Source organism: Curtobacterium sp. MCPF17_047, assembly GCF_003234045.1.
Lineage (GTDB): Bacteria > Actinomycetota > Actinomycetes > Actinomycetales > Microbacteriaceae > Curtobacterium.
Genome location: NZ_QKSF01000002.1, coordinates 70,086 through 96,890 on the forward strand (window position 1 = coordinate 70,086; position 26,805 = coordinate 96,890).

The 26,805-nt window shown below is 71.1% G+C and carries 28 protein-coding genes; 19 read left to right on the forward strand and 9 right to left on the reverse strand.

Features of this window, described 5'->3' with window-relative positions; all coding sequences use genetic code 11:
* Positions 1 to 17 precede the first annotated feature (17 nt).
* Both DEJ33_RS02750 and DEJ33_RS02755 read right to left on the reverse strand, forming a co-directional pair.
* A complete protein-coding gene (locus DEJ33_RS02750; protein ID WP_111194242.1) occupies positions 18 to 1,106 on the reverse strand; it encodes a glycosyltransferase family 1 protein in 1,089 nt (362 codons plus the stop codon).
* Positions 1,103 to 2,017 (reverse strand): alpha/beta fold hydrolase, encoded by a 915-nt coding sequence (locus tag DEJ33_RS02755; protein ID WP_111194243.1) that lies wholly within the window; start codon positions 2,015 to 2,017, stop codon positions 1,103 to 1,105. The genes DEJ33_RS02750 and DEJ33_RS02755 overlap by 4 nt, the downstream gene beginning before the upstream one ends.
* 117 nt (positions 2,018 to 2,134) lie before the next feature.
* Here DEJ33_RS02755 and treS point away from each other — a divergent pair, with 117 nt between their 5' ends.
* From treS to DEJ33_RS02820, 13 genes are all read left to right on the forward strand, one after another.
* A complete protein-coding gene (treS, locus tag DEJ33_RS02760; RefSeq protein WP_111077182.1) occupies positions 2,135 to 3,889 on the forward strand; it encodes a maltose alpha-D-glucosyltransferase in 1,755 nt (584 codons plus the stop codon).
* A 9-nt stretch (positions 3,890 to 3,898) separates the two neighbouring features.
* Positions 3,899 to 4,657, forward strand: a complete 759-nt coding sequence (locus tag DEJ33_RS02765) for a 3'-5' exonuclease (RefSeq protein WP_375334541.1) — start codon at positions 3,899 to 3,901, stop codon at positions 4,655 to 4,657.
* A gap of 91 nt (positions 4,658 to 4,748) precedes the next feature.
* Positions 4,749 to 5,879, forward strand: a complete 1,131-nt coding sequence (locus tag DEJ33_RS02770) for a DUF475 domain-containing protein (protein WP_111194244.1) — start codon at positions 4,749 to 4,751, stop codon at positions 5,877 to 5,879.
* A 40-nt stretch (positions 5,880 to 5,919) separates the two neighbouring features.
* Positions 5,920 to 6,507, forward strand: coding sequence for a TerD family protein (locus DEJ33_RS02775; protein ID WP_110902255.1), 588 nt, complete (start codon positions 5,920 to 5,922; stop codon positions 6,505 to 6,507).
* Positions 6,508 to 6,536: 29 nt separating this feature from the next.
* Positions 6,537 to 7,118: a TerD family protein gene (locus DEJ33_RS02780; RefSeq protein ID WP_110902254.1), complete on the forward strand. Its 582-nt coding sequence runs from the start codon at positions 6,537 to 6,539 to the stop codon at positions 7,116 to 7,118.
* A gap of 43 nt (positions 7,119 to 7,161) precedes the next feature.
* Positions 7,162 to 7,740, forward strand: coding sequence for a TerD family protein (locus tag DEJ33_RS02785; protein WP_110902253.1), 579 nt, complete (start codon positions 7,162 to 7,164; stop codon positions 7,738 to 7,740).
* A 75-nt stretch (positions 7,741 to 7,815) separates the two neighbouring features.
* Positions 7,816 to 9,036 (forward strand): toxic anion resistance protein, encoded by a 1,221-nt coding sequence (locus tag DEJ33_RS02790; RefSeq protein ID WP_111194245.1) that lies wholly within the window; start codon positions 7,816 to 7,818, stop codon positions 9,034 to 9,036.
* Between the two features lie 18 nt (positions 9,037 to 9,054).
* Positions 9,055 to 9,627 carry a hypothetical protein gene (locus DEJ33_RS02795; RefSeq protein ID WP_111194246.1) on the forward strand — a complete coding sequence of 191 codons (573 nt, stop codon included), beginning with the start codon at positions 9,055 to 9,057 and terminating at the stop codon, positions 9,625 to 9,627.
* Entirely contained in the window at positions 9,624 to 10,184 is a 561-nt protein-coding gene (locus DEJ33_RS02800; RefSeq protein WP_111077184.1) for a TerD family protein, read from the forward strand. The genes DEJ33_RS02795 and DEJ33_RS02800 overlap by 4 nt, the downstream gene beginning before the upstream one ends.
* On the forward strand, positions 10,181 to 11,044 hold the full coding sequence (locus DEJ33_RS02805; RefSeq protein ID WP_146242507.1) for a hypothetical protein: 864 nt from the start codon (positions 10,181 to 10,183) through the stop codon (positions 11,042 to 11,044). The genes DEJ33_RS02800 and DEJ33_RS02805 overlap by 4 nt, the downstream gene beginning before the upstream one ends.
* Positions 11,045 to 11,047: 3 nt before the next feature.
* Complete coding sequence (locus DEJ33_RS02810; protein WP_111194248.1) at positions 11,048 to 12,214, forward strand: HpcH/HpaI aldolase/citrate lyase family protein; 1,167 nt, start codon at positions 11,048 to 11,050, stop codon at positions 12,212 to 12,214.
* The gene (locus DEJ33_RS02815) at positions 12,211 to 14,916 is read left to right on the forward strand and encodes a phosphoribosyltransferase (protein ID WP_258378072.1); all 2,706 of its coding nucleotides are present in this window, start codon (positions 12,211 to 12,213) and stop codon (positions 14,914 to 14,916) included. Before DEJ33_RS02810 ends, DEJ33_RS02815 begins: the two co-directional genes overlap by 4 nt.
* Positions 14,913 to 15,728: an HAD family hydrolase gene (locus DEJ33_RS02820; RefSeq protein ID WP_111077187.1), complete on the forward strand. Its 816-nt coding sequence runs from the start codon at positions 14,913 to 14,915 to the stop codon at positions 15,726 to 15,728. Before DEJ33_RS02815 ends, DEJ33_RS02820 begins: the two co-directional genes overlap by 4 nt.
* 70 nt (positions 15,729 to 15,798) lie before the next feature.
* Here the strand turns inward: DEJ33_RS02820 and DEJ33_RS02825 are convergent, their stop codons facing one another.
* The 3 genes from DEJ33_RS02825 to glgA all read right to left on the reverse strand — a co-directional run bounded on the left by DEJ33_RS02825 (position 15,799) and on the right by glgA (position 18,304).
* The gene (locus DEJ33_RS02825) at positions 15,799 to 16,047 is read right to left on the reverse strand and encodes a type B 50S ribosomal protein L31 (protein WP_071275272.1); all 249 of its coding nucleotides are present in this window, start codon (positions 16,045 to 16,047) and stop codon (positions 15,799 to 15,801) included.
* Positions 16,048 to 16,186: 139 nt separating this feature from the next.
* Entirely contained in the window at positions 16,187 to 16,969 is a 783-nt protein-coding gene (locus DEJ33_RS02830; RefSeq protein WP_110902246.1) for an ABC transporter ATP-binding protein, read from the reverse strand.
* A 138-nt stretch (positions 16,970 to 17,107) separates the two neighbouring features.
* Entirely contained in the window at positions 17,108 to 18,304 is a 1,197-nt protein-coding gene (glgA, locus tag DEJ33_RS02835; protein WP_110902245.1) for a glycogen synthase, read from the reverse strand.
* Positions 18,305 to 18,351: 47 nt separating this feature from the next.
* Here glgA and glgC point away from each other — a divergent pair, with 47 nt between their 5' ends.
* Both glgC and serB read left to right on the forward strand, forming a co-directional pair.
* Complete coding sequence (glgC, locus tag DEJ33_RS02840) at positions 18,352 to 19,593, forward strand: glucose-1-phosphate adenylyltransferase (RefSeq protein WP_110902493.1); 1,242 nt, start codon at positions 18,352 to 18,354, stop codon at positions 19,591 to 19,593.
* A gap of 67 nt (positions 19,594 to 19,660) precedes the next feature.
* Complete coding sequence (gene serB, locus DEJ33_RS02845) at positions 19,661 to 20,299, forward strand: phosphoserine phosphatase SerB (protein ID WP_111077188.1); 639 nt, start codon at positions 19,661 to 19,663, stop codon at positions 20,297 to 20,299.
* A 62-nt stretch (positions 20,300 to 20,361) separates the two neighbouring features.
* Here the strand turns inward: serB and fabG are convergent, their stop codons facing one another.
* A complete protein-coding gene (gene fabG, locus DEJ33_RS02850; RefSeq protein WP_111194249.1) occupies positions 20,362 to 21,075 on the reverse strand; it encodes a 3-oxoacyl-ACP reductase FabG in 714 nt (237 codons plus the stop codon).
* Between the two features lie 165 nt (positions 21,076 to 21,240).
* Between fabG and DEJ33_RS02855 the strand changes: the two genes are divergently transcribed.
* From DEJ33_RS02855 to DEJ33_RS02865, 3 genes are read left to right on the forward strand one after another with little or no spacing between them, the layout of a single operon-like run.
* A complete protein-coding gene (locus DEJ33_RS02855; RefSeq protein WP_220034000.1) occupies positions 21,241 to 21,756 on the forward strand; it encodes a DUF3099 domain-containing protein in 516 nt (171 codons plus the stop codon).
* Entirely contained in the window at positions 21,756 to 22,031 is a 276-nt protein-coding gene (locus tag DEJ33_RS02860) for a hypothetical protein (protein WP_111077189.1), read from the forward strand. Before DEJ33_RS02855 ends, DEJ33_RS02860 begins: the two co-directional genes overlap by 1 nt.
* Positions 22,028 to 23,017 (forward strand): SURF1 family protein, encoded by a 990-nt coding sequence (locus DEJ33_RS02865; protein ID WP_111194250.1) that lies wholly within the window; start codon positions 22,028 to 22,030, stop codon positions 23,015 to 23,017. Before DEJ33_RS02860 ends, DEJ33_RS02865 begins: the two co-directional genes overlap by 4 nt.
* Before the next feature lie 95 nt (positions 23,018 to 23,112).
* Here the strand turns inward: DEJ33_RS02865 and DEJ33_RS02870 are convergent, their stop codons facing one another.
* A complete protein-coding gene (locus DEJ33_RS02870; protein ID WP_111077191.1) occupies positions 23,113 to 24,711 on the reverse strand; it encodes an ABC-F family ATP-binding cassette domain-containing protein in 1,599 nt (532 codons plus the stop codon).
* 114 nt (positions 24,712 to 24,825) lie between these two features.
* On the opposite strand from DEJ33_RS02870, the gene DEJ33_RS02875 reads away from it, so the two are divergent.
* Complete coding sequence (locus DEJ33_RS02875; RefSeq protein WP_111077192.1) at positions 24,826 to 25,425, forward strand: biotin transporter BioY; 600 nt, start codon at positions 24,826 to 24,828, stop codon at positions 25,423 to 25,425.
* Positions 25,426 to 25,669: 244 nt separating this feature from the next.
* Here DEJ33_RS02875 and DEJ33_RS02880 read toward each other — a convergent pair whose 3' ends face one another.
* Both DEJ33_RS02880 and sufC read right to left on the reverse strand, forming a co-directional pair.
* Positions 25,670 to 25,999 carry a metal-sulfur cluster assembly factor gene (locus tag DEJ33_RS02880; protein ID WP_110902238.1) on the reverse strand — a complete coding sequence of 110 codons (330 nt, stop codon included), beginning with the start codon at positions 25,997 to 25,999 and terminating at the stop codon, positions 25,670 to 25,672.
* A 2-nt stretch (positions 26,000 to 26,001) separates the two neighbouring features.
* A complete protein-coding gene (gene sufC / locus DEJ33_RS02885; RefSeq protein ID WP_111043735.1) occupies positions 26,002 to 26,775 on the reverse strand; it encodes a Fe-S cluster assembly ATPase SufC in 774 nt (257 codons plus the stop codon).
* Positions 26,776 to 26,805 lie beyond the last annotated feature (30 nt).

Sequence of the window (26,805 nt, forward strand, 5' to 3'; positions counted from 1 at the left end):
TCCGGATGGCGACCCCGTCAGCGGCGGTGGGCCGCTCGGTCCGAGACGGCGCGCTCGACGGCACGGACGACCTGCTCGGCGGAGTCCTGCCAGCGGAACCGGGCGGCCTGCGCGACCGACGCCTGCGAGGCGGCACTCCAGCGGGCCTCCAGTCGGCGGACGGCAGCCGCGACGGCAGAGGGCGACGAGGGGTCGAAGTACTCGGCCACCTCGCCCCCGATCTCCCGGAAGATCGGGATGTCGCTGACGACCACCGGTGTCCCGACGCCCATCGACTCCACCAGCGGGATGCCGAAGCCCTCGTCGTACGAGGCGGTCGCCAGGGCCGTGGCGGACCGGAGCACCGACCGGTACTCCTCGTCGCTCGCGCCGTCGTGGAAGACCACGGCGCCGGCCGGCGCGAGACGGCCGATGCGCGCCCGGTCGGCGTCCGACACGCGCGACATGCAGTGCAGGGTCCAGTCCGGCCCGAGCAGGGGCAGGGCGGCCGCCAGCGTCTCGACGTTCTTGTACGGCATGAACGAGCCCATGTAGACGAGCGCCTTCTGCCGGGGAGCGTCGGCGTCCCGGGGCTCGGCCGGGTCCGCGGCGTTGTACGCGACCGTCACGGGACGGTCGGTCAGCCGGTGCTCCCGGATCAGCCCGGCGGTCGTCTCCGAGACCGTCACGACACCGTCCGCGCCGTTGAGCAGCATCCGCTGGGGCCACCAGGCCAGGTGGAACGCACGCCAGCCGAGGCGCAACGGCCACGAGAACTCCCGCGGGGGCGTGCGGTTCCGGTAGTAGATGAGGTCGTGGAGCGTGAGCACCAGGGCGTACCGGCGGCCACGGGAACCCATCGTCTGCATCGGCGAGAACACCGCGTCGAGGCCCAGGCGGTTGACCCGCCGCGCCACCAGCGGCTCCCCCGCCTCGGTCGGCGCCGGGACGAGTTCCCACGGCAGGTGTGACGGGAGTGATCCGAGCTGCCGTTCGTCGGACACGAGCAGCACGTGGTCGTGTCGGTCCGGCAGGTGCGCGGCGACCCCCGCCGTGAAGCGGCTGATCCCGTCATGGCGGTCGATGCGGACGTAGCGGCAGTCGATGCCGATCCGGAGGCGGGTCACGGGGTCTGCATCCGTCGGAGGACCGCGCTCGCGGCCGCGGCGGGCGTCTCGTAGTGCACCAGGTGGCCGACGCCGGGGACGACGACGAGTTCCGCGTCGGCGAGGCGCTCCGCCAGGGCACGCTGCTCCGGGACGGCAGTGATGTCGTCGTGCTCGGCGGCGACCAGCAGGACCGGCACCGGGATCCGGTCGGCGAACTGGGCGACGTCGTGCGTCACGGACGTCCGGAACGCCTCCATGACGCTGGTGCGGTTCGCGAAGGCCGAGAAGTAGCGGTCGTGCTGGTCGTGCACCCACCGCCGGAGCGACGGCCGGCGCGACTTGAGCATCGCGATGCTCATCGCCCGGACGATCGCCCGGTTCCGCAGGAGCCCGAGTCCGAGCGGGCGCGGCAACCAGGCGCCGAGACGGTAGTAGGCGATGGCGATGCCGGTGCCGACCGCCCGGGGACCCTGCAGCGCGGGCGCGGCGATCGGGTTCACCAGGACGAGCAGCCGGGTGTCGAGCCCGGCGGCGGCCGCAGCCGACACGACGATCGACCCGAAGGAGTGGCCGAGGACGACGGTGTCACGGTCGAGCCCGAGTGCCGTCCGGAAGCCCTCGAGCCAGTGGACGTAGCCGTCGAGGTCGGAGGTCGGGAGCGGGTCGGACACCCCGAACCCGGGCAGGTCCGGCACGATCACCCGGACGCCGGTCGGGTGTCCGGACACCAGGTGCGCGGCGATCGACTCGAGTCCGTGGTGGTCGCCGCGGAACCCGTGCACCGCGAGGACCGTCGCCGGGGCGGTCCCGGCGTCGGCGGGGCCGTACTCCCAGAAGTGTGTGGTCCGGTCTGCCACCAGGACCGAGCGGTGCACGACGGGGGTGGCCGCCATCAGCGACTGGTACGGGGACAGCACGGGCGGTTCCATCCGCGTCAGTCTAGGGAACGTCCCCGGCGACGTGGTGTGCGCGTCGGGGGTCGCCCGGCTAGCGTGTCCGGGGCGGCCCTCCTGCTCTGGAGGCCGCCACGACCTCCGAGGAGCACGGTGTCCTTCACAGCCCCGATCCAGCAGCCCGGACTGACCCTCGACCCGCTCTGGTACAAGCGTTCGGTGTTCTACGAGTGCATGATCCGCTCGTTCGTCGACTCGAACGGCGACGGCACCGGAGACCTGCAGGGCCTGATCAGTCGGCTCGACTACCTGCAGTGGCTCGGCGTCGACGCCCTCTGGCTGCCGCCGTTCTTCCGTTCACCGCTGCGTGACGGTGGCTACGACATCTCCGACTACAAGGCGATCCTGCCCGAGTTCGGCACCCTCGACGAGTTCCGCGAACTCGTCACGAAGGCGCACGAGCGCAACATGCGCATCGTCATCGACATGGTCATCAACCACACGAGCGACCAGCACGAGTGGTTCCAGCAGTCGCGCGAGGACCCGGACGGCCCCTACGGCGACTTCTACGTCTGGCGGGACACCGACGAGGAGTACTCCAACATCCGCGTCATCTTCGTCGACACCGAGGAGTCCAACTGGACCTTCGACCCGGTCCGACGCCAGTTCTTCTTCCACCGGTTCTTCTCCCACCAGCCGGACCTCAACTACGAGAACCCGGCCGTGGTCGAGGCCGTGTACGACGTCGTCCGGCACTGGCTGGACCTCGGCGTCGACGGCCTGCGCCTGGACGCGATCCCGTACCTGTTCCAGTCGGAGGAGGGCAACGGCGAGGGCGAGCCGGAGACGCACGAGTGGATCAAGAAGCTCCGCACGATGATCGACGACGAGTACCCCGGTCGTGTGCTCATCGCTGAGGCGAACCAGTGGCCCCGGGAGACCGCTGCGTTCCTCGGCACCGACGAGGAACCCGAGTGCCACATGGCCTTCGACTTCCCGGTGATGCCGCGCATCTTCTACTCGCTGCGGGCCCAGCACGCCAAGGAGCTCCAGGCGATCCTCTCCGAGACGCTCGACGTGCCGGAGACCGCGGCCTGGGGTGTGTTCCTCCGCAACCACGACGAACTCACCCTCGAGATGGTGAGCGAGGAGTACCGGCAGGCGATGTACGGCTGGTACGGCTACGACCCGCGGATGCGGTCGAACATCGGCATCCGGCGACGGCTCGCACCGCTGCTGGACAACTCGCGCGCCGAACTCGAGCTCGTGCACGCGCTGCTGTTCTCGCTCCCCGGCTCGCCGTTCCTGTACTACGGCGACGAGATCGGGATGGGCGACAACATCTGGCTGCCGGACCGCGACTCGTCCCGCACGCCGATGCAGTGGACCCCGGACCGCAACGCCGGGTTCTCGTCCGCCGACCCGGGCAAGCTCTTCCTGCCCGTCGTGCAGTCCCTGGTGTTCAACTACGCCCAGGTGAACGTCGAGGCCCAGCTGGCGCAGTCGCGCTCACTGCTGCACTGGATCCGCAACGTCATCCACGTGCGGAAGGCGCACCCGGTGTTCGGCATGGGGTCGATCGCCGTGCAGCAGACCTCGAACGACAGCGTGCTGGCGTTCGTCCGGTCCTGGGCGGGCTCCGGTTCGGACCAGCAGTTCGGGCCGAGCGCCGAGGACGTGCTCTGCGTGTTCTCGTTCGCGCACAACCCGACCTCGGTGACGATCACCGCGCCCGAGTACGCGGGCCGGCCGCTGGTCGACCTCTTCGGTGGCGGCGCGTTCCCGTCCTTCGACGCCGAGGGCACCGTGACGCTGACGCTCGGCACGCAGGCGTTCTACTGGCTGCACGTCGGTCGGGGTGCGGAGAACGCGAGCGCGCCTCGCGGGGCTGTCGGTGCCGTTGGCTAGCCTGACCGCGTGACCTCCCCCGCTGCCGCGCTCGACCCGGCGACCCGGCCCCCGCAGGACCTGACCACCCGACCGTGGTGGCACGCGCTCGGGGTGTTCGACCTCGAGACGACCGGGATCGACGTCGAGACCGCGCGGATCGTCAGCGCACACGTCGGCCTCATCGACATGACCGGCCGTTCCATCGTCGAGGGCAGCTGGCTCGCCGACCCCGGCGTCGAGATCCCCGAGCAGGCCGCGGCGGTGCACGGCATCACGACCGAACGCGCCCGTGCCGACGGACGCCCGGCCGGCGAGGTCGTGGCCGAGATCGTCGCCGCGGTCGAGGCCGTGTTCGCCCGCGGCATCCCGCTGGTGATCTACAACGCCCCCTACGACCTGACGCTGCTCGACCGGGAGGCCAAGCGCCACGGGATCGCCTCCCCCGTGATCGGCAACGTGGTCGACCCGTTGGTGATGGACAAGGCGCTCGACACCTACCGGAAGGGCAAGCGGACGCTCGAGGTCGCGTCGCAGCTCTACGGCGTGCAGCTCGACGACGCGCACGACGCCGGTGCCGACGCGATCGCCGCCGGTCGGGTCGCGCAGGCGATCGCCGCCAAGTACCCCGACGAACTCGGCATCAGTGCCGAAGAACTGCACCGCAAGCAGGTGACGTGGTGCTCCGAGCAGGCTGCGTCGTTCCAGGAGTACATGCGGGGCAAGCGCGACCCCTCGTTCACCGCCGACGGCCGCTGGCCCCGACGGCACTCGGCCCCGAGCATGTAGCATTCCGAGAGGGGGAGGGCCGGATCGCGCCGTCCCCTCGACGACCGCACTGCAGGCACCGCCTGCACCGCTCAAGGGGAGATCCGCGCACGTGTTCCTGAAGACCTTCGGGTGGTCCCTGGCCATCACCGTGCTCGCACTGGCCATCGCGCTGGTCTACGGCGGATGGAGCGCGGTCATCATCACCGCGATCCTCGGCGTGCTCGAGATCAGCCTCAGCTTCGACAACGCGGTCGTCAACGCCCGCATCCTCGAGCGGATGAACCCGTTCTGGCAGAAGATGTTCCTGACGGTGGGCATCGTCATCGCCGTCTTCGGCATGCGCGTGCTCTTCCCGCTGCTCATCGTCGGCGTCACGGCGTCGCTGAACCCGGTCGAGGCCGTGCAGCTCGCTCTCGAGAAGGGGCCGATCGACGAGCCCGGCACGTACGCGTACCTGCTCCACGAAGCGCACCCGCAGATCGCGGCCTTCGGCGGCATGTTCCTGCTGATGATCTTCCTGGACTTCATGTTCGAGGAGCGCGACATCCTCTGGCTGCGCTGGCTCGAGCGCCCGTTGCTCTTCATCGGCAAGCTCCCGATGGTCAACGTCATCGTCGCCCTCGTGCTGCTGGCCGTCGCGGGCACCACCGCCGGCGAGCACCAGTCGACGGTCCTCGTCGCGGGCATCGCCGGCCTCGTCACGTACTTCCTGGTCACCGGACTCGGCGGGCTGTTCGACGTCGACGACCCGGAGGACGACGGCAACTCGTTCGAGAGCACCGGTGAGATGGTCGCCGAGGCGAACCGCATCAGCAACAAGCGCCGCGTCGGCAACGTCGCCGGCAAGGCCGCGTTCCTGCTGTTCCTCTACCTCGAGGTCATCGACGCGTCGTTCTCGTTCGACGGGGTCATCGGCGCCTTCGCGATCACCGCCGACCCGATCATCATCGCGCTCGGTCTGGGCCTGATCGGTGCCCTGTTCGTGCGTTCTCTCACCGTCTTCCTGGTCCGACAGGGCACGCTGGACGAGTTCGAGTACCTCGACCACGGGGCGCACTGGGCGATCGGTGCTCTCGCGGCGATCCTGCTCGTCACGATCACCACCGAGGTGAACGAGGTCGTCACCGGCCTCATCGGCGTCGTCTTCATCCTCGCCGCGTTCATCTCCTCGGTGGTCCGCAACAAGCGCAAGGCCGGCGACCACGAGCCGGCAGACGACCACGCAGCCGTCGCCTCCTGACGGTCGCGACGACTGCACCACCGACGAAGGGTTCACCGCAATGGGTCTCAGCCTCCAGAAGGGCCAGGCGCTCTCGCTCACGAAGACCGACGGCAGCGCACTGACGCGCGTCCGTCTCGGTCTCGGGTGGGACGCCGTGGCGACGAAGCGCGGACTGTTCGGCGGCAAGAAGTCCGCGGACGTCGACCTCGACGCCTCGGCGGTCTTCTTCGGCGCCGACGGCCAGCCCGTCGACTACGTCTGGTTCAACCAGCTCCGCAGCAAGGACGGCTCGGCGCAGCACACCGGTGACAACCTGACCGGTGAGGGCGACGGCGACGACGAGGTCATCCGCATCGACCTCAGCGCGGTGCACGGCGCCGTGCAGCAGATCGTCTTCGTCATCAGCAGCTACAGCCGGCAGACGTTCGACAACGTGCAGAACGCGTTCTGCCGGGTGGTCGACGACTCGACCGCCGGTGCGCCCGAGGTCGCCCGCTACCAGCTGACCGACTCCGGGCAGCACACCGCGATGGTGATGGCGAAGGTGTCCCGCACCGGAGCAGGATGGACCTTCACGGCGATCGGCGAACGTGCCGACGGCCGGACGGTGCAGGACCTGGTCGGTCCCGCGGCCGCCGCGCTCTGACGGCACCCCACCAGACGGAAGGACGACCGATGGCGACCCTCTCGCTCTCGAAGGGCAACAACCTCTCCCTGACCAAGACCGACCCGGGGCTGCGACGCGCCATGATCGGCCTCGGCTGGGATCCGCGGACGACGGCCGGCGAGCAGTTCGACCTCGACGCCTCGGCCCTGCTGGTCGGTGCGAACGGCAAGGTCCGCTCGAACGACGACTTCATCTTCTACAACCAGCTGCAGTCCGTCGACGGTTCGGTCGTCCACCAGGGTGACAACCGCACCGGCGAGGGTGACGGCGACGACGAGCAGATCCTCATCGACCTCGACCTGGTCTCCGCCGACGTCGCCCGGGTGGTCATCGTCGTCACCATCGACCAGGCCGACGCCCGCCACCAGAACTTCGGGCAGGTGCGCGGCGCCTTCTGCCGGGTCGTCAACGACGAGACCGGCAACGAGGTCGTCCGCTTCGACCTCACCGAGGACGCCGCGTCGGAGACCGGCATGATCTTCGCCGAGATCTACCGCTACGACGGCGAGTGGAAGTTCCGCGCGGTCGGCCAGGGCTACGCGACCGGCCTCCGCGGCGTCGCGACCGACTACGGCGTCGTCCTCGACTGACGGTCAGACGACCGCCCTCCCCCACAACCGAAAGGACCCGATCATGGCCGGACTCTCCCTCAGCAAGGGCGGCAACCTCTCCCTCACGAAGACGAGCCCCGGGCTCACCGTGGCCACCGTCGGCCTCGGCTGGGACCCGCGCACCACGGCCGGCGAGGCGTTCGACCTCGACGCGTCAGCGCTCCTGGTCGGTCCCGACGGCAAGGTGCGCTCGGACGCCGACTTCATCTTCTACAACCAGCCCAAGAGCGCCGACGGATCCGTCGAGCACAAGGGCGACAACCGCACCGGTCAGGGCGACGGTGACGACGAGCAGATCGCCATCGACCTGCAGAGCCTGCCGGCCGACGTGGACCGCGTCGTCGTCGTGGTCTCGATCGACCAGGGCGAGGCTCGTCGGCAGAACTTCGGCCAGGTCCGCAGCGCGTACTCCCGTGTGCTCGACCAGGACGGCGCCGAGATCGTCCGGTTCGACCTCTCCGAGGACGCCGCCCCCGAGACCGCGATGATCTTCTCGGAGATCTACCGCAGCGGCGCCGAGTGGAAGTTCCGCGCGGTCGGCCAGGGCTACCAGTCCGGCCTCGCCGGCGTCGCGACGGACTTCGGCGTCAACCTCAGCTGACCCAGCGCCAGACCAGCAGCACCCAGCAGTCCTCAGCAGCACCCAGCAGTTCCACCTCGTCACAGGAGACCACCGATGCCCGGACCGCTCGCTCCGCCGGAGCCCACCGACCCGTCGCAGGACGCCCTCGTCCTGCGTGCTGCCGACGCTGCCGAGGTCGTCACCCCGGACGACGCTCCGGGCATGGTGCCGGTGGACGCGGACCGGCAGGCGCAGATCGCGGCCCAGGCCCGGGAGTTCGTCGACGAGGTCGCCCGGCTCGACCCGCGGTCCCCCGCGTTCACCGAGAAGGTCGACGGCATCAACGCGATCGCCGGATCCGAGATCGCACGGTCCGGCGGGTTCTCCTCGCGCATGCTCGAGCGCTCCCAGTCGTCGATCGCCGGCGCCAAGCGGACCGGGGACGGCACGCAGGTCAAGGTCGCCACCACGCTCGGCGACCTGCGGTCCACGGTTGAGGACCTGACGCCGAACGCTGCCGACCTCAGCACCGGCCGGAAGATCCTCGGCATGATCCCGGGCGGCAACAAGCTGGCGAAGTACTTCCAGCGCTACGAGTCCGCGCAGACCCAGCTCGACCACATCATCAAGTCCCTGATGGCCGGACAGGACGAGCTCCGCAAGGACAACGCGACGCTCGCCGACGAGAAGGTCCAGCTGTGGGAGACCATGCAGCAGCTGAGCGAGTACGCGGTGTTCGCGAAGGCCCTGGACGCGGCGACGGTCACCAAGATCGAGAGCCTGCGGAACGGCGGCCGCGTCGACGAAGCGCAGAAGCTCGAGTCCGACGTGCTGTTCCCGGTGCGGCAGCGCCACCAGGACATCCTGACCCAGCTGGCCGTGTCGGTGCAGGGCTACCTGGCGATGGACCTGGTCCGGAAGAACAACACGGAGCTCATCAAGGGTGTGGAGCGCGCCCGCACCACGACGATCGCGGCGCTCCGGACGGCCGTCGTCGTGGCCCAGGCCCTGGCGAACCAGAAGATGGTCCTCGACCAGATCGACGCGGTGAACAACACCACGAACGCGATGATCCTGCAGACCAGCGAGATGCTGCGTGACCAGACCACGCGGGTCCACGAGCAGGCGACGAACTCCGGTGTCAGCGTCGAGACCCTGCAGAAGGCGTTCGACAACGTGTTCCAGACGATGGACGCGATCGACTCGTTCCGCTCGCAGGCGGCACAGAACATGTCCTCCACCGTGTCGGCGCTCGAGTCCGGCATCCAGCGCGCCAAGCCGTACCTGGAGCGCGCCCGCCAGACCGACGACGACCCCCGATCGGTCACGCGATGACCCCTGCGGTCGGCTGCCGTGCGTGATCGCCTGCGCGCGCTGTTCGGCCGCGACGACGACGACCAGGACCGGCGGGTGCCCGACCCGGACGCCGAGACGCCGGCGTCGGCCGCAGCTGCTGCAGCGGCCCGCATCGACGTCCGCGGTTCAGGTGGCGCGGCCGACGACGCTGCAGCCGCGGCCGGGCTCGACGACCTCCGGACCATCGTGCGTGCGGCCGGAGCCGATCTGCCGACCGTCGTGTCCTCGCGCGTCCGACACGTCGAGGACCTCCTCCGGGAGGCCGCCGGCACCGTCATCGCGCGTGGCGCCTCGACCGAGCAGCGGTACCTCTTCCAGGCCATCGTGAACGACTACCTGCCCACGCCCGTCCGGACGTACCGCTCGCTGCCCGCGGCGGACCGCACGCCGGAGAGCGCCGCCACGGCGACCCTCGCCGGCCAACTCGACGTCGTCGCGGAGACGGTGGAGGACATGCACGAACAGATCAGGAGCGGTGCCATCGCCGAACTCTCCTCGCACGGCCGGTTCCTGCGGGACCGACTGGGCGACGGCGACGAGGGCCTGCGCCTCCGCGGAGCCGACTCGTGACCGGGCAGCTCGTCCCGGGAGCGAACGCTGCCCTGACGGCCGAGAACCCCGGCCTCACCGCGGTCGTCGTCGGCATCCACTGGGACCAGATCGCCAGCCGCGGGCCCTCGGCCGAGCTCGTCCCGGTGGCGATCGTCTGCGGCCCGGACGGGCACGTCCTCTCCGACGAGGACCTCGTCTTCTTCAACCAGATCGAGAGCGCCGACGCGTCCGTCCGGTACCTGGCCGAGTCCGACCAGGAGGAGATCGACGTCGACTTCGCCTCGGTCCCGGATGCCGTCGACAAGATCGTCTTCGCGGTCTACCTCGACCCTGACCCGCGGTCCCCGAAGGACCTCGGCTCGGTCCGGTCGATGTCGGTCCGCGTCTGCGCGCCCGACGGTCGCGAACTCGTCGCGTTCCCGCTGCCGTCGGAGCGGAACCACCTGATCGACGCGGTGATCCTCGGCGAGCTCTACCGCCACCGGTCGGAGTGGAAGTTCCGCGCTGTCGGCCAGGGGTACACGACGGGTCTGACCGGCCTCCGCACCGACCACGGCATCGGCCGCGCGCGATGACGACGGGGCACCCGTTCCTCCGCCGTCGCGTCCGCCCGACCCCGCCCGGCCAGGAGGCCCGCCCGACCGCCGCCACGTCCGGCACCGCCACCACGTCGGGCACCACCGCCACGCCCGGCGTGCCGCTCCGCCGCCCGACCCCGCCCGCCGGACCGCCCCTGGCGTCGGCACCGGCCGCGCCGGCCAGCTCCGGCGGCGGGCTGAGCCTGTCCTCCGGGCGGCAGCCCGCACCGTCGGCGGTCCGGACGCCGGCGCAGCGCAGCTCGACCGCACCGTCGGCCTCCGCGGCCGCCCCCGGCGCGACCCCGCCCCGTTCCGACCGTGTCGCACGTCGACTGCGGGAACGGGCCTCCCGGATCCGACCGTTCCCCGCTCCGGACCCCCGCGACGTCCGCGTGCTCGGACCCGAGGACCCGGTGGTCCGCATCGACCGTCGCCGCTCTGCCGTCGGAGCACTCCGGATCACCGGTTCGACGAGTGCTGCGTGGGAGTCGGTGGACCACGTCGTCGGCGCTGCGACCGCGGACGGCGCGACGGCCGGACGCGCCGTGTCCACGCGCGGCAACCGCCCCCTGGTCGGCTACGACGGCTCCGACGTCCTGATCGCCCTCCGCCACGTCCGCGAACTGCGGCGGGCACTCGTGATGGGTCGCGGACCGGACCGGCTCGTCGTCGCCCTGCACGACGGCACCACCCTCGCGATCGCCCCCGGAGACCCGGACACCACCACGATCCTGGCGCTCTCCGTCATCGACGGTGAACTCGAGCTCCGCGCCGAGCCGTTCCCCAGGGCCACCCACGACGGCGACGTGTTCGCCGCGTTCGGGTTCGTCCTGTCCGCCCCGACCGTCGGAGTCTGATCCGTGCGCCACTTCGCCAACATCGCCGATCAGGAACCGCTCTTCCTCCGACCACCCGAGGACGTGACGCGGGACAGCCCGCAGGACCTCCGCGCGGTGGCACTCGGGGCGACCCTGTACACGCCGGGGATCCGTCCGGACCTGGTGCGTGACGTCCGACGGCAGACGGAGCTCGGCGCGGGGTCGATCGTCCTCTGTCTGGAGGACTCGGTCGCCGACGACGACCTGCCCACGGCCGAGGCGAACGTCGAGGCCGCGCTGCGGACCCTCGCTGAGGAGCTCGACACGGCGACGCTGCCGCAGCTGTTCCTCCGGGTCCGGACGCCGCAGCACTTCGCACGGTTGCTCGACCGCTTCGGCAGTCGAGCGCTCGACGTCCTGGCCGGGATCGTCCTGCCGAAGTTCGAGGACCCCGACGGTGCCGGCGCTGCGTGGTTCGAGGTCCTCGACGCCGCGAACGAGGGTCGGGCACCCGGCCGCCGTCTGCTCGTGATGCCGATCCTCGAGTCCCCCGCGATCATGCACCGTGAGTCGCGAACCGAGGCCCTGGCCGACGTCCACGACCTGCTGCTCGAACGACGGGACGACGTCCTGGCGGTGCGCATCGGGGCGACGGACCTGTCGAGCGTGTACGGCCTCCGGCGTCCCTCGCACCTGACCGTGTACGACGTGCAGGTGTTGGCGTCCGTGATCGGCGACGTGGTCAACGTCCTCGGTCGGGCGCGGGACGGCTTCGTGGTCGCCGGGCCGGTGTGGGAGCACTACCCCGACTCCGACCGGGTGTTCCGCACGCAGTTGCGCACCACGCCGTTCCAGGAGGCCGGGGACCTCAGGCTCCGTCGGCAGCTGCTCCTGGAGGGCTTCGACGGGCTCCTCCGCGAGGTCACCCTCGACCGCGCGAACGGCCTGACCGGCAAGACCGTCATCCACCCGCGCCACGTTCCCCTCGTCCACGCGATGTCGGTGGTCAGTGACGAGGAGTTCTCCGACGCGTCCGACGTGCTCGCGAACGCCACGGGCGGGGTCGCCGCCTCCCGCTACGGCAACAAGATGAACGAGATGAAACCGCACCACGCCTGGGCGCAGCGGACCATGCTCCGCGCCCGGGCGTTCGGTGTGGCCACCCCGGACGTGACCTACGTCGACCTGCTCGAGCGGAGCCTCCCGTGACCACGACCACCTCGACGACCGCGACGACGGACGCCGCCCTGCCGAGCCCGGAGGAGCTCGGCGTGGTCCTGACCGACGCGCCGATCGTGCCCACCGCACCCGGCGTGCCGCTGGCGTCGCTCGTCCGGCTCGCACTCCGTCGCAACCCCCGACGGGCGCACCTGCTGGTGTCCACCGTGCTCGCGAAGCACGTCCCGACCGTGCCCGCGGTCGCGCTCCTCGCCGGTGAGGCGCTCGGCGCCCGGGTCGCCGACGTCCTGGACGGCGGTGCGCGGCTCGACGCCGGCGCCGCCGCGCGCCTCCGGGCCGTGCTCGACCGCCAGCAGGCGACCGACGTTGCGGGCGACGGGTCCGACGCCCTGCACCGGGCCGCGACGACGCTCCGCACCGACCTCGCCGCGGTCCGGCCGACCCTGGCCGACGTCCTCGTCCTCGGGTTCGCCGAGACCGCGACCGCCCTCGGCGCGACGGTCGCCGAGGCCCTCGGTGCCGGGTACCTGCACTCGACGCGCCACGACCCGCCCGGGGCGACGCCGGCCGCCGGCTTCGACGAGGCGCACTCGCACGCCACGGCACACCGCCTGCTGCCCGCCGAGGACGACTGGCTGCCGGCCGACGGCACCGTGGTCCTGGTCGACGACGAGCTGAGCACCGGAGCGACGGCCCGCGAAACGATCCGCGCCCTGCACGCCGTCGCACCGCAGCGACAGTGGGTCGTCGCCGCGCTCGTCGACCTCCGCTCCGACGCGGACGTCGCCGCCACCGAGGCCCTCGCGACCGAGCTCGGCGCGCCCGTTGCGGTCGTCGCCCTCGGCCGCGGCCGCGTCTCCCTCCCGGACGGTCTCACCGACACGGCGGCGGCGCTCGTCCTCTCGGCCGCGGCGCCCCTCACCACGACGACGCCGGACCGCACGACGTCATCCGACGGCACCACCCCACCGGACGGCACGACGGCGCCCGACAGCGGACCGACCGCGGACGGGAGGCCGGCACCAGGCCCGGCACGCGCCTCCCGTCCCGACGCGGTCACCGTCGTCGCCGCCCCGCCGACCGCCGTCGACCGCACCGGGACGCCCGCCGCACGCGTCCGCACCCCGCGGACCGACGTCGAGGGCATCGCGGCCGACCTCGCCCGGGTCCTGACCGACACGTCCGGCCGGGTGCCGGACCGGGTCCTGGTCCTCGGGACCGAGGAACACATGGCGACGCCACTCGCCGTCGCGGACGCACTCCGCCGTCGGACGACGGCGGACGTCCGGTCCTCGACGAGCACCCGCTCCCCCGTCGCGGTGTTCGACGCCCCGGCCTGGCCGATCCGGTCCGGCATCCGGCACCGGTCCCACGACGTCACGGTCGACGGTCCCGGCGAGCGGTACGCGTACAACGTGCACGGCTTCGACGCGGTCGTCGTCGTCCCCGAGCCGGGCACCGGACGATCGTCGCTCGAGGGTCCCGACGGCCTGCTCGACGTCCTGGCCACCGTGACGCCCCGGGTGCTGCTCGTGGACAGCGCCCTCGAACCCGCCGGTGCTGCCGCGTCCTCGCCCCGTCCGCTCACCGGGCCGTCCTTCGGGTCGTACGAGCCGGACGAGGTGACCTGGCTGCTGCAGGACCTCGCCGACGCCGCCCTCGAGGCCGACACCGCCGACCGGGAACGCGCCATCCAGCTCGAGGGCGCCAACTACGCGGAGTCGCTGCCCGTCGAGTACGTGCCGTCGGAGTCCTACGAGGAGCTGTACCGGGAGGCCCTCACGCGGTCGGCGGAGCGGATCGCGGAGGCGGTCGGGATCGTCACGGACCTGGTCCTCCTCGACCGGCCGGACGCGGTGCTCGTCTCGCTCGCGCGCGCCGGGACGCCCGTCGGGATCCTGATGCGCCGGTGGGCCGAGCAGCAGCGCGGTGTCCGGCTGCAGCACTACACGGCGAGCATCGTCCGCGGGGTCGGCATCGACGAGACGGCCCTCCGCTGGCTCGCCGCGCACCACGACGCGTCCCAGGTCGTCTTCGTCGACGGGTGGACGGGCAAGGGCGCCATCACGCGCGAGCTGACCGACGCGCTTGACCGGTTCGCGGCCTCCGACGGCGTGCGCTTCGGCGACGGACTCGCGGTCCTCGCCGACCCGGCCGGCTGCACCCCGCTGCACGGCACCCGCGACGACTACCTGGTGCCGTCGGCCTGCCTCAACTCCACCGTGTCCGGGCTGGTGTCCCGCACCGTGTTCAACCGTGCCTGGACCCCGGAGGGCACGCTGCACGGTGCGAAGCAGTACCGGGAGCTCGGTCCCCGCGATCACTCCCGCTCGTTCGTCGCCACCATCGCCGACCGGTTCAGCGCCGTCCGTCCCCGAGTCGACGCCGCCGTGGCAGCCGACGCCGGACCGGCGTCACGGGCCGTCGACTGGCGTGGCATGCGGACCGTCGAGGCGATCGGTGCCGAGTACGGCATCACCGATCTGCACCTGGTCAAGCCGGGGGTCGGCGAGACCACCCGGGTGCTGCTCCGCCGCGTGCCGTGGCAGGTCCTGGTGCGCGACCCGGAGGACGTCGACGTCGCGCACGTCGTCGCGCTGGCCCGTGAGCGCAGCGTGCCCGTCGTGACCCGCCCCGAGCTGTCCTACAGCTGCGTGGGGCTCATCCACCCGCTCGGCAGTCGCGTGTCGGACACCGGGACCGCTGCCGGCACCACCGGGAGCGTCGCGTGAGCGCGCTCGTCGGGTTCGACCTCGACCGCACCGTCGTCTACTCCGCCGCCGCGCTCATGCTCGACGGCCCCGACGAGGACGCACCCTCGCTCGTCGTCACCGAGGTGTACCAGGGCCTGCCGCTGTCGTTCATGACCCGCACGGCGGAGCGTGCACTCGCGGCGCTGGCGGAGACGTCCGTCGTCGTCCCGGTGACCACCCGCACGGTCGCACAGTTCCAGCGGATCCGTCTGCCGCTGCCGACGTCCGGCTGGGCCGTCACGACGAACGGCGCGGTCGTGCTGCACGACGGCACACCGGACGAGTCCTGGACCGCCACGCTCCGCGAGGAGATCGCGGCGACGTCGGCACCGCTCCCCGAGGTCGAGCACCGCCTGGCCGCGGCGCTGCCCGAGGGTGCCGTCCTCCGCACGCGGCGCGCCGAGGACCTCTTCGTGTACGCCATCGTCGAGCGGGCCGAGTTGCCCGATGCCGCCGTGGAGGCCTTCGCGGCCGAACTCACCGACCTCGGGTGGCGGGTGTCCGTGCAGGGGCGGAAGCTCTACGCGGTCCCGGTGCCGATCCGGAAGGAACGGGCCCTGGCGGCCGTCGCCGAGCGCACCGGAGCGACCCGCACGATCGCCGCGGGCGACTCGCTGCTCGACCGGGAGATGCTGGCCTGGGCGGACGTCGCGATCCGCCCGGCCCACGGCGAGCTGAACGCGGTGGGGTGGACGGCACCGAACCTCGTCGTCACGCAGGCGCGCGGGGTCATGGCCGGTGAGGAGCTCATCGGGCTCGCAGCCGCCGCCACGGTGCAGACGACGACCTGACCGGACGCAGAACGGGCGGCCCTCCCGCAGGAGGACCGCCCGTTCGAACTCCCAGAGGGAGCAGAGCTGCTTACTTGCTGAAGCCCTTGAAGCGCTGGTTGAACTTCTCGACGCGGCCGGCCGAGTCGAGGATGCGCTGCTTGCCCGTGTAGAACGGGTGCGAGGCGGACGAGATCTCGACGTCGATGACCGGGTAGGTCGCACCGTCGAGCTCGATGGTCTTGTCGCTGTTCGCGGTCGAACGCGTCAGGAACGTCTCACCGGAAGCCAGGTCGCGGAAGACGATGGCGCGGTACTCGGGGTGGGTTTCGGTCTTCATGGGGATTCCTCGGTGGATCGCGATGACGGAAGATGGGAAGTCGTGTGGCCTACGCCAGCGGACCACGTTACCAGACCACGGCCCTGATCGGGAGCGTCCGGAGCCGTGTCGCGGCCGGCCGGAGTCGGGCCCCGGCGGATCAGACGGCGCGGGCGGTCCAGCGTCCGGCGTCCTGGGACACCGTGAGCTCGACACCGAACGCCGCGGAGAGCGTCTCCGCGGTCAGTACCTCGGCGATCGGACCGGCGGACTGCACGTGGCCGTCGGCGAGGACGAGCGCGTGGGTGAAGCCAGCCGGGATCTCCTCGACGTGGTGGGTGACGATGACGATCGCCGGCGAGTCCTGGCTCTGCGCGTAGCCGCCGAGCGTCCGCACCAGACTCTCGCGGGCGCCCAGGTCGAGCGACGCTGCCGGCTCGTCGAGGAACAGCACCTCGGGGTCGGTCATCACCGCACGGGCGATCTGGACCCGCTTCTGCTCGCCGTCGCTGAGCTCCCCGAAGCTGCGCTCGGTGAAGGCGCCGAGGCCCCACTCCTCGAGCACGCGCTGGGCACGGCGGACGTCGAGCTCCTCGTACTCCTCGTTCCACCGGCCGGTGACCGAGTACGCGGCCGTCAGGACCACGTCGATGACCTTCTCGGTCATCGGGATGCGACGCGCCAGGGCGGTCGACGCGAAGCCGATCCGGGGGCGGAGTTCGAACAGGTCGGCGCCGCCGAGTCCGGTCCCGAGGACCTCGACGTCGCCGGAGGTCGGGAAGGTCTGCGCACCCGCGACCTGCAGCAGCGTGGTCTTGCCGGCACCGTTCGCGCCGAGCACCACCCAGCGCTCGTCGTCCTGCACCTCCCACGAGATCCCGTCGAGGATGGTGGACCCGTCACGGACCACGGAGACGTCTGACAAGCGCACGACCGAGGGCATGCCGCCAGCCTAGACGAGCGCGGTCGGCTCCCCCGTCAGCGCCGCGCGCCCGGCTGTCCAGGGGTGACGGACGGGAGGCCCGGTGCCGGTCTCGGGGACCGGCACCGGGCCTCCAGGCCGTCAGTCGACGAGACGCGGTCAGCGCCCGGCGAGCACCTCGTCGTACACGGCGCGGGTCTTCGTGGCGATGGCGCCCCAGGTGAACTCGCTCTCGACGCGGAGCCGGCCGGCGCGGCCCATCAGCTTGGCGAGCCCGAGGTCGTCGAGCACCTCGTTGAGGGTCGCGGCGAGGTCGGCGACGTACCGGTCCGGGTCCGTGGGGGTACCCGTGCCGTCGGTCGCCTGGTCGATCGGGACGATGCGCCCGGTGAGGCCGTCGGCGACGACCTCGGGGATCCCGCCGGTCTTCGTGCCGACGACCGGGATCCCGCAGGCCATGGCCTCGAGGTTCACGATGCCGAGCGGCTCGTAGATCGACGGGCAGACGAACACGGTCGCGCTCGACAGGACGTGCACGATCTCGCGGTGCTCGAGCATCCGGTCGATCCAGATCACGCCGTTCCGACGGGTCCGGAGGTCCTCGACCAGCCCCGTGACCTCGGCGAGGATCTCGGGTGTGTCGGGCGCGCCGGCGCACAGCACGACCTGGACGTCCTCGGGCAGCGACGCCACCGCGCGGAGCAGGTAGGGCAGGCCCTTCTGGCGGGTGATGCGACCGACGAAGACCACGCTGGGGCGGTCCGGGTCGATGCCGAGCGCGCGGACCGCGTCGTCGTCGCGGTCGGGAGCCCAGTCGTCGATGTCGATGCCGTTGTAGACGACCTTCACGCGGGACGGGTCGATCGACGGGTACGAGCGGAGGATGTCCGCACGCATCGCCTTCGACACCGCGACGACACCGTCCGCGTTCGTGAACGCCTCGCGTTCCATCCAGCTGGACAGGCGGTACCCGCCGCCGAGCTGCTCGGCCTTCCACGGACGGAGCGGCTCGAGGCTGTGTGCCGTGACGACGTGCGGGATGCCGTGCGTCAGCTGCGCCAGGCGTCCGGCCGAGTTCGCGTACCAGGTGTGCGAGTGCACAAGGTCGGCACCCTCGACGTCGGCCGCGATCTGCACGTCGGTGCCGAGCGCCTGCAGCGCACCGTTCGCCTGCTCGAGGCCCGCCGGGGTGCGGTAGGCCCACACGCCCTGTTCGTCACGGAACCCGCCGAACGCCCGGACGCGCACGTCGGTGTCGGTCCCCGACCGCAGCGCCGCGGTCAGCTGGGCAACATGGACTCCGGCACCGCCGTAGACCTCCGGCGGATACTCCCTGGTCAGTAGATCGACTCGCACGGGTTCAAGGTAACGGTTTCCCAGTGCTGACGCCTACTGTGAGCGACATGGCAACGAAGAAGGTATTCGGCATCGTCCTGGCCGGCGGCGAGGGCAAGCGACTCATGCCGCTCACCGCGGACCGCGCGAAACCGGCCGTGCCGTTCGGTGGGAACTTCCGCCTCGTGGACTTCGCGCTGTCGAACCTGGTCAACTCCGGGCTCCAGCGCATCGTCGTCCTGACGCAGTACAAGTCGCACTCACTCGACCGGCACGTCTCCCAGACCTGGCGCATGGAGGGGCTGCTCGGCTCCTACGTCGCCTCCGTCCCCGCGCAGCAGCGGCTCGGCAAGCGGTGGTTCGCCGGCTCCGCCGACGCGATCTTGCAGTCCCTGAACCTGATGCGTGACGAGCGGCCCGACATCGTCGTCGTGGTCGGCGCCGACCACGTGTACCGGATGGACTTCTCCCAGATGGTGGAGGCGCACATCGCCTCCGGACGCAGCGCCACCGTCGCGGCGATCCGCCAGCCGATCGAGCTCGCGGACCAGTTCGGAGTCATCAAGGTCGACGACGCGGACCCGACGCGGATCGAGGCGTTCCTCGAGAAGCCGAAGGACGCCACCGGTCTGCCGGACTCGCCGAACGAGGTCCTGGCGTCCATGGGCAACTACGTCTTCGACGCCGACGCCCTGGTCGACGCGGTGCTCCGCGACGGCCAGATCGAGTCGTCCGACCACGACATGGGCGGCGACATCATCCCGGACTTCGTCGCACGCGGCGACGCCGGTGTGTACGACCTGCAGCGCAACGAGGTGCCCGGGTCCAACGACCGCGACAAGTACTACTGGCGCGACGTGGGCACGATCGACTCATTCTTCGACGCGCACATGGACCTCATCGCCCCGGTCCCGGTCTTCAACCTGTACAACCAGGACTGGCCGATCTTCAACCAGCAGACGAACCTGCCCCCGGCGAAGTTCGTCCGTGACGCGAACGGCAACACCGGCGCGACCGTCGACTCGATCGTCTCGCTCGGCTGCCTGCTCTCCGGAGCGCAGGTCGAGCGCAGTGTCATCGGCCCCTGGGCGACGATCGACTCGCAGGCGAAGGTCCTCGACTCGATCGTCTTCGAGCGCGCGACCATCGGTGCCGGCGCGATCGTGAACCGGGCGATCCTCGACAAGGACGTCGTCCTCGCTCCGGGCGCACACGTCGGCGTCGACCGTGAGGCCGACGAGGCCCGCGGGTTCACCGTCACCGACTCGGGCATCACCGTCGTCGGGAAGGGCGTGCGCGTCGAGGCCTGAGCGAGCAGTCTCCGCTCGTCGTGTCAGCACGACGTCACGGAACACCCGACCCCGCTACCGTGGTCGGGTGCCCCGTTTCCTCGTCGTCCTCGATGCCGACTCGACCCTGCTCGAGGACGAGGTCATCGAGCTCCTGGCCGACGCGGCGGGGACCCGGCCACAGGTCCAGGCGGTGACGGAGCGTGCCATGCGCGGCGAGATCGACTTCGCCGAGAGCCTCCGGGAGCGGGTCGCGACGTTGGCGGGCCTCCCGGTCGACACGTTCACGCGTGCGCAGCAAGCCGTCCGCGTCACGCGCGGAGCCGACGAGTTGGTGCGCCGGGTGCACGCCGCGGGCGGGACGGTCGGCGTCGTGTCGGGGGGCTTCCACGAGGTGCTCGACCCCTTCGCAGCCGGTCTCGCGCTCGACCACTGCCGGGCGAACCGCCTGGACACGCAGGACGGCGTGCTCACCGGATGTGTCGCGGGCGCGGTCGTCGACGCGCAGGCCAAGGCGGACACGCTCCGGACCTGGGCCGCGGCGGACGGGGTCCCGCTCGCCCGCACGGTCGCCGTCGGGGACGGCGCCAACGACCTCGCGATGATGGCGGTCGCCGGTCTCGCCGTCGCGTTCGACGCCAAGCCCCGGGTGCGCGCGGAGGCGGACGTCGCCGTCGTCGACCGCGATCTGTCCGTCGTGCTGGCGGCCCTCGGTCTGCGCGGCTGACTCCCGCCACCACTCCGGCGGCTCAGCTGCTCAGCGGCTCAGCTGCTCAGCTGCTCAGCTGCTCAGTGGCCCATGCCCAGGCCGCCGTCGACCGGGATGACCGCGCCGGAGATGTAGCCCGCGCCGTCGCCGGCCAGGAACAGCGTGGCGTCCGCGACGTCGTCGACGCTGCCGTAGCGTGCCGCGGGGATCGCCTTCTTGAACTCGGCCTGCAGCTCGTCCGAGAGCGCCGCCGTCATGTCGGTCTGGATGAAGCCCGGCGCGACGACGTTCGCGGTGATGCCGCGGGAGCCGAGCTCGCGCGTGATGGACCGGGCCATCCCGACCAGCGCGGCCTTCGACGACGCGTAGTTGACCTGCCCGATCTGCCCGTACGCCCCGACGACGCTCGACATCAAGACGATGCGGCCGAACTTCGCCTTCATCATCCCCTTGGTCGCACGCTTGACCACCCGGAAGGTCCCCGTCAAGTTGGTGTCGATGACGCTCGTGAAGTCGTCCTCGGACATCCGGAGCAGCAGCTGGTCGTTCGTGATGCCGGCGTTGGCCACCAGGACCTCGATCGGCCCGAGCGCTGCCTCGACCTCGGTGAAGGCGCGGTCCACCGAGGCGGTGTCGGTGATGTCGGCCTGCACGGTGAGCGCGCCCCCGGGGCCGCCCTGACCGCTGCGCGACGTGACGGCCACCCGGTGACCGGCTGCGACGAACCGAACGGCCAGCGCGTGGCCGATGCCGCGGTTGCCGCCGGTGATGAGGACGGTACGGGGGGTGGTCATGGTCGCTCCGTTCGCTGGTGGTCGCTGGCGCGCCAGGACCCGCGGGTCCGGACACGCCCGGACGAGCCTACCGGTGCGCATCCCCCGACGGCCGGTCCCCGCACCACCGGCCGGATGTCGGTACCCGGGCGTAAACTGGAGGTCGGCAGACGGAGACCCCACCGCATGAACCGCAAGAACCAGCAGAACCCGAGCGGCCCGCGCATCCAGCTCCAGCGTTCCGCGCCGGAACACGTGATCGCGGAGCCGATGTCGACCCAGAACATCACGACGCTCCCGGACAACCCGGAGATCGACCGCGCGCACCGGCTCTCCCGCTACGTGTGGCAGATGGCCTTCCGCGTGGTGTGCTTCGTCGCGGCGGTGCTCATCTGGAGCGCATGGCACTCCTGGATCGCCGTCCTGCCCATCGTCGCCGCCGCCGTCGTCCCCTGGGTCGCGGTCGTGCTGGCGAACGCGGGCAACCGCACCGGTGGCGACGTGGTGCGACCGGGTGGTGCCATCGAGCTGTACGACGCCGTCGACCCGCACCTCCGTGACGAGCAGGAAGAGGCCCGAGCCCAGGCCTACCGTGCCGAGCAGGAGCGTCTGCGCGACCAGGCCCAGCGCGCCCAGGAGGACTGGCAGCGCAACGGTGACCGCTCACGTGTCTGGTCGCCCCGGAACGGCGGCCGCCGCTGATGGGATCGACCTTCGACCTGTTCACCGAACCCGGCGCGACGCCGGTGTGTTCGCGGGCCGGTTGCTCGTCGACGGCATCGTGGCGGGTGAACTGGCGGAACCCCCGCATCCACGCGGAGGACCGGGTGAAGATCTGGGCCGCCTGCGACGACCACTGCGACTTCCTCGCCGACTACCTGCGGTCGCGCTCGTTCCCCGTGCGCGTGACCGGCATCGACGACGACGTGGAGAACCTCGACGACACCACCGCGCGCGTCGCGGGTGACGGGCGATGACCGAGGGCTTCGACCCCGGCTCCCGGTACGGCCGGCGCCACGCGGCCCGGATCCGGCAGGCGAGCAACGACGCGACGACGGACGTCGCCACTGCGGACGATCAGGGCGGTCAGGGCGGTCGCCCCTCCGAGCCATTCGTCGGCTGGCACTTCGTCCGCAGCCGTCGGTGGCTCGGCTACTTCGCCATCGCCGTGGCGTTCGCGGTCGTCTGCGCGCTGTTCGGCATGTGGCAGTGGGACCGTCGGAACGAGGCCGTCCGCCAGAACGACCAGATCGCTGCGAACTACGACCACGCCCCGATCCCGATCGACCAGGTGCTCCCCCGCTCCGGGACGTGGAGCAACGACCTGACCTGGCTGCGCGCGAGCGTCACCGGCCGGTACGACACCGACCACCAGCTCCTCGTCCGCAACCGCGTGCACAACGGCCAGCCGGGGTTCGAGGTCCTCACTCCCCTGGTCACCGCCGAGGGTCGCGCCTTCGTCGTCGACCGCGGATGGGTGCCGACCGGCAACAGGCAGGACGCCCCGGACAACATCCCGGCTCCCCCGACGGGCACCGTCACCGTCGTCGTGCGGCTGCAGCAGTCCGAGCCGCGCATCCCCGGCCGGACCGACCCGGCGGACACAGACCAGGTGCAGTCCGTCACGCTGCCGGACGTCGCCGACAAGGCCGGGCACCCGATCTGGACCGGCGCGTACGGCCAGCTCGACAGCGAGACGCCCGCCCCGTCGGAGCGGGCGCCCCTCGGCTGGGACCGCCCGAGCGCCGACACCGGCCTGCACCTCAGCTACTTCATCCAGTGGTTCCTGTTCGCCGTCGGGGGCTTCGGCTTCCTGGCGTACGTGATGGTGCAGGAGTACCGGAACCTCAACCAGGACGACCCGGAAGAGCGCGAGCGGGCCCTGGACCGGCAGCGCCGCAAGGACGCGAAGCCGAAGTCCGACGCCGAGATCGAGGACGAACTGCTGACGTCCGGTCGCTGACGGGCTGACCAGACCGACGGGAGGCCCGTGGCGGTGTCGCCACGGGCCTCCCGTCGGTCTGCGTCCCGGTTCCGCATCCGCGGTCCGCGCACGCGTCAGGCGAGCTCGATGAGCTCCGCGTAGTCCTTGTTCCAGTGGTCCTCGGTGCCGTCCGGCAGGAGCAGCACGCGCTCCGGGTTCAGCGCCTCGACCGCGCCGGCGTCGTGCGACACCAGGACGACGGCACCCTCGAAGCCGGCCAAGGCGCTGAGGATCTCCTCGCGCGACGCCGGGTCGAGGTTGTTCGTCGGTTCGTCGAGCAGCAGCACGTTCGCACCCGAGACGACGATCATCGCGAGCGACAGGCGCGTCTTCTCACCGCCGGAGAGCACGCCGGCCTTCTTGTAGCCGTCGTCGCCGGTGAACAGGAACGAGCCCAGGACGCGGCGCGCCTCGGTCTCGTTGAGGTCCGTCGACGCCGAGACCATGTTCTCGATCACCGTGCGGTTGACGTCGATGTTCTCGTGCTCCTGCGCGTAGTACCCGATCCGCAGACCGTGCCCGGGCAGGATCTCGCCGGTGTCGGGTGCGTCCGCGCCGGCGAGGATGCGGAGCAGCGTCGTCTTGCCCGCACCGTTGAAGCCCAGGATGACCACGCGGGAACCGCGGTCGATCGCCAGGTCCACGCCCGCGAAGATCTCGAGCGACCCGTAGGACTTCGACAGTCCCTCCGCCATCAGCGGCGTGCGACCACAGGGAGCCGGGGTGGGGAAGCGGATCTTCGCGACCCGGTCGGCGACGCGCTCGTCCTCGAGGCCCGCGAGCAGCTTGTCGGCGCGCGCCACCATCTGGTGGGCCGCCGCCGCCTTCGACGCCTTCGCGCCGAACCGAGCAGCCTGGTCCTTGAGCGTCGCGGCCTTCTTCTCGGCACCGGCCCGCTCCTTGCGACGGCGCTCCTCGTCGGCCGCACGCTGCCGCTGGTAGAGCTTCCAGCCCATGTTGTAGATGTCGATCGCCTGGCGGTTCGCGTCCAGGTAGAAGACCCGGTTGACGACCTCGTCGACGAGTTCCACGTCGTGGGAGATCACGATCACGCCGCCCGGGTAGGTCTTGAGGTGCTCGCGCAACCACACGACGGAGTCCGCGTCGAGGTGGTTCGTGGGCTCGTCGAGGATCATCGTGTCCGCATCGGAGAACAGGATCCGCGCGAGCTCGATGCGGCGCCGCTGCCCACCGGACAGCGTCTTCAGCTGCTGGTCGAGGATGCGGTCCGGCAGCTTGAGGTTCGACGCGATCGACGCCGCCTCCGCCTCGGCCGCGTAGCCGCCCAGGGCGTTGAACTCGTCGTCGAGCCGCGAGTAGCGCTTCATCGCCTTCTCGGCGACCGCCGGGTCCGTGCTGGCCATGTCGAGCGTGGCCTTGCGGATGCCGTCGACGAGCTCGCCGAGCCCGCGGGCATCCAGGATGCGCTTGCGCGCGGTGTCCTCGGGGTTGCCCGAACGGGGGTCCTGCGGCAGGTAGCCGATCTCACCCGACCGCTCGATCTTGCCGTCGGTCGGGGCAGCTTCACCCGCCAGGGCCTTGGTCATGGTGGTCTTCCCCGCGCCGTTGCGGCCGACGAGGCCGATCTTGTCACCCCGCTCGACGCGGAAGGACACGTTCTCCATCAGGAGGCGAGCCCCGACGCGGATCTCGAGGTCGTGCACGGCAAGCACAGTGGTGGTCCAATCAGTTGGTGGAAGTGCACAACGGTGTGTGCGGGAGGTGCACCGCTACGCTGACGGGACCGATGGTCCGAAGAGGACCAGCAGTCCATTCTAGGAGAATCCATGACGAACGCCACCGGGTTCGCTCCCCGCGCAGTCCTCGCCGACCGTCTGCGCACGCACGGTCTCGCCACCGACGCGGCCCTGATCGCCGGCGGCGCGCTGTTCACCGCCGTCCTGGCGCAGGTCCAGGTGCCGATGTGGCCGGTCCCCGTGACCGGTCAGACGCTCGCCGTCGTGCTCGTCGGCGCGACCCTCGGTGCCCGCCGAGGTGTCCTGTCGATGCTCGTCTACGCGGTCGTCGGACTGGCCGGCGCGCCGTTCTTCGCCGACGCGCAGGGCGGCCTGCACGCCCTCACCCTGCCGAGCTTCGGGTACGTCATCGGCTTCATCCCGGCCGCCGGGCTCGTCGGGTGGCTCGCGCGTCGCAACTGGGACCGCAAGGTCGGGCGCGCGGCGGTGGCGATGCTGCTCGCGAGCGCGATCCCCTTCGTCACCGGCCTGCCGTACCTCGCCGTCGCCCTCGGCGCCCTCGGGGCCCCGAACGACCTTCAGTCGGTCCTCGCGGCGGGCCTGTACCCGTTCGTCGTCGGCGGCGTCGCGAAGGCGCTCATCGCGGCCGGCGTGCTGCCCCTGGCGTGGAAGGCGCTCGGCCGGCGCTGAGCGCACTGCGCACCTCGACGAGGGGCCCCGCACCGATCCGGTGCGGGGCCCCTCGTCGTCTGGTGCGTCCCGCGGTCGCACAACACGCCGCGAGCCGACTGCCGAGGTCGCACAAGTGGCCGCTCGGCGCCGATGGCGGCGGCAGTTCGTGCGACTTCGACGAAGCAAGGGCGGGACACGACGACGGACGGGAGGCCCGGTACCAGCTGGTACCGGGCCTCCCGTCCGTCTCGCGCGCTCGTGACTAGATCGAGAAGCCGAGTGCGCGCATCATCTCGCGACCGTCGTCGGTGATCCGCTCCGGACCCCACGGCGGCATCCAGACCCAGTTGATGCGGAACGCGTCGACGATCCCGTCCAGCGCGTTCGCGGTGTCGTTCTCGATGACGTCGGTCAACGGGCAGCCGGCGCTCGTCAACGTCATGCTGATGATCAGCGCACTCGCCTCGTCGTCCCAGGCCAGGTCGTAGATGAGGCCGAGGTCGACGATGTTCACGCCGAGCTCCGGGTCCTGCACCTCTTTCAGGCCCTCGACGACCTCGTCGAACTTCTGCGGTGCCAGTGTGGTGATCATCGTCACTCCGCCGGTGCGGCAGCGGCGGCCTGCACGTAGCGGTCGTAGCCCTCGTTCTCGAGGCGCTCCGCCAGCTCCGGGCCACCCTGCTCGGCGATCTTGCCCGCGACGAACACGTGGACGAAGTCCGGGCGGATGTAGCGGAGGATGCGCGTGTAGTGCGTGATGAGCAGCACCCCGAGGCCGGTCGCGCCCTTGGCACGGTTGACGCCCTCGGACACGATCTTCAGCGCGTCGACGTCCAGGCCGGAGTCGGTCTCGTCCAGGACGGCGAACTTCGGCTTGAGCAACTCGAGCTGCATGATCTCGTGGCGCTTCTTCTCGCCACCGGAGAAGCCCTCGTTGACGTTGCGCTCGGCGAAGGCCGGGTCCATCTTGAGGTCAGCCATCGAGGTGCGGAGGTCCTTGATCCAGCCACGGAGGGCCGGAGCCTCGCCGTCGATCGCGGTCTTGGCGGTGCGGAGGAAGTTCGACACGGTGACGCCGGGGATCTCGACCGGGTACTGCATGGCGAGGAACATGCCCGCGCGGGCACGCTCGTCGACGCTCATCGCCAGGACGTCCTGGCCGTCGAGGGTGATCGAGCCGCCCGTGACGTGGTAGCGCGGGTGACCGGCGATCGTGTACGCCAGGGTCGACTTGCCGGAGCCGTTCGGCCCCATGATCGCGTGGATCTCGCCCTCGTTGATCGTCAGGTCGACGCCCTTGAGGATCTCCTTGACGCCCTGATCGGTGTCGATCGCGACCTGCAGGTCACGGATTTCGAGAGTGGACATTGCGTTCCTTCGGTTGCAGCTGTGGTGCGG

Bases quoted from the DNA above. Each gene is read 5' to 3' on its own strand.
- DEJ33_RS02775 (WP_110902255.1), top strand. From the start codon at position 5,920: ATGGGTCTCAGCCTCCAGAAGGGCCAGGCGCTCTCGCTCACGAAGACC.
- DEJ33_RS02855 (WP_220034000.1), top strand. From the start codon at position 21,241: ATGAACCGCAAGAACCAGCAGAACCCGAGCGGCCCGCGCATCCAGCTC.
- glgC (WP_110902493.1), top strand. From the start codon at position 18,352: ATGGCAACGAAGAAGGTATTCGGCATCGTCCTGGCCGGCGGCGAGGGC.
- DEJ33_RS02755 (WP_111194243.1), bottom strand. From the start codon at position 2,017: ATGGAACCGCCCGTGCTGTCCCCGTACCAGTCGCTGATGGCGGCCACC.
- DEJ33_RS02805 (WP_146242507.1), top strand. From the start codon at position 10,181: ATGACGACGGGGCACCCGTTCCTCCGCCGTCGCGTCCGCCCGACCCCG.
- fabG (WP_111194249.1), bottom strand. From the start codon at position 21,075: ATGACCACCCCCCGTACCGTCCTCATCACCGGCGGCAACCGCGGCATC.
- DEJ33_RS02875 (WP_111077192.1), top strand. From the start codon at position 24,826: ATGACGAACGCCACCGGGTTCGCTCCCCGCGCAGTCCTCGCCGACCGT.
- DEJ33_RS02790 (WP_111194245.1), top strand. From the start codon at position 7,816: ATGCCCGGACCGCTCGCTCCGCCGGAGCCCACCGACCCGTCGCAGGAC.
- DEJ33_RS02880 (WP_110902238.1), bottom strand. From the start codon at position 25,999: ATGATCACCACACTGGCACCGCAGAAGTTCGACGAGGTCGTCGAGGGC.
- DEJ33_RS02785 (WP_110902253.1), top strand. From the start codon at position 7,162: ATGGCCGGACTCTCCCTCAGCAAGGGCGGCAACCTCTCCCTCACGAAG.
- DEJ33_RS02830 (WP_110902246.1), bottom strand. From the start codon at position 16,969: ATGCCCTCGGTCGTGCGCTTGTCAGACGTCTCCGTGGTCCGTGACGGG.
- DEJ33_RS02780 (WP_110902254.1), top strand. From the start codon at position 6,537: ATGGCGACCCTCTCGCTCTCGAAGGGCAACAACCTCTCCCTGACCAAG.
- DEJ33_RS02865 (WP_111194250.1), top strand. From the start codon at position 22,028: ATGACCGAGGGCTTCGACCCCGGCTCCCGGTACGGCCGGCGCCACGCG.
- DEJ33_RS02860 (WP_111077189.1), top strand. From the start codon at position 21,756: ATGGGATCGACCTTCGACCTGTTCACCGAACCCGGCGCGACGCCGGTG.
- sufC (WP_111043735.1), bottom strand. From the start codon at position 26,775: ATGTCCACTCTCGAAATCCGTGACCTGCAGGTCGCGATCGACACCGAT.
- DEJ33_RS02825 (WP_071275272.1), bottom strand. From the start codon at position 16,047: ATGAAGACCGAAACCCACCCCGAGTACCGCGCCATCGTCTTCCGCGAC.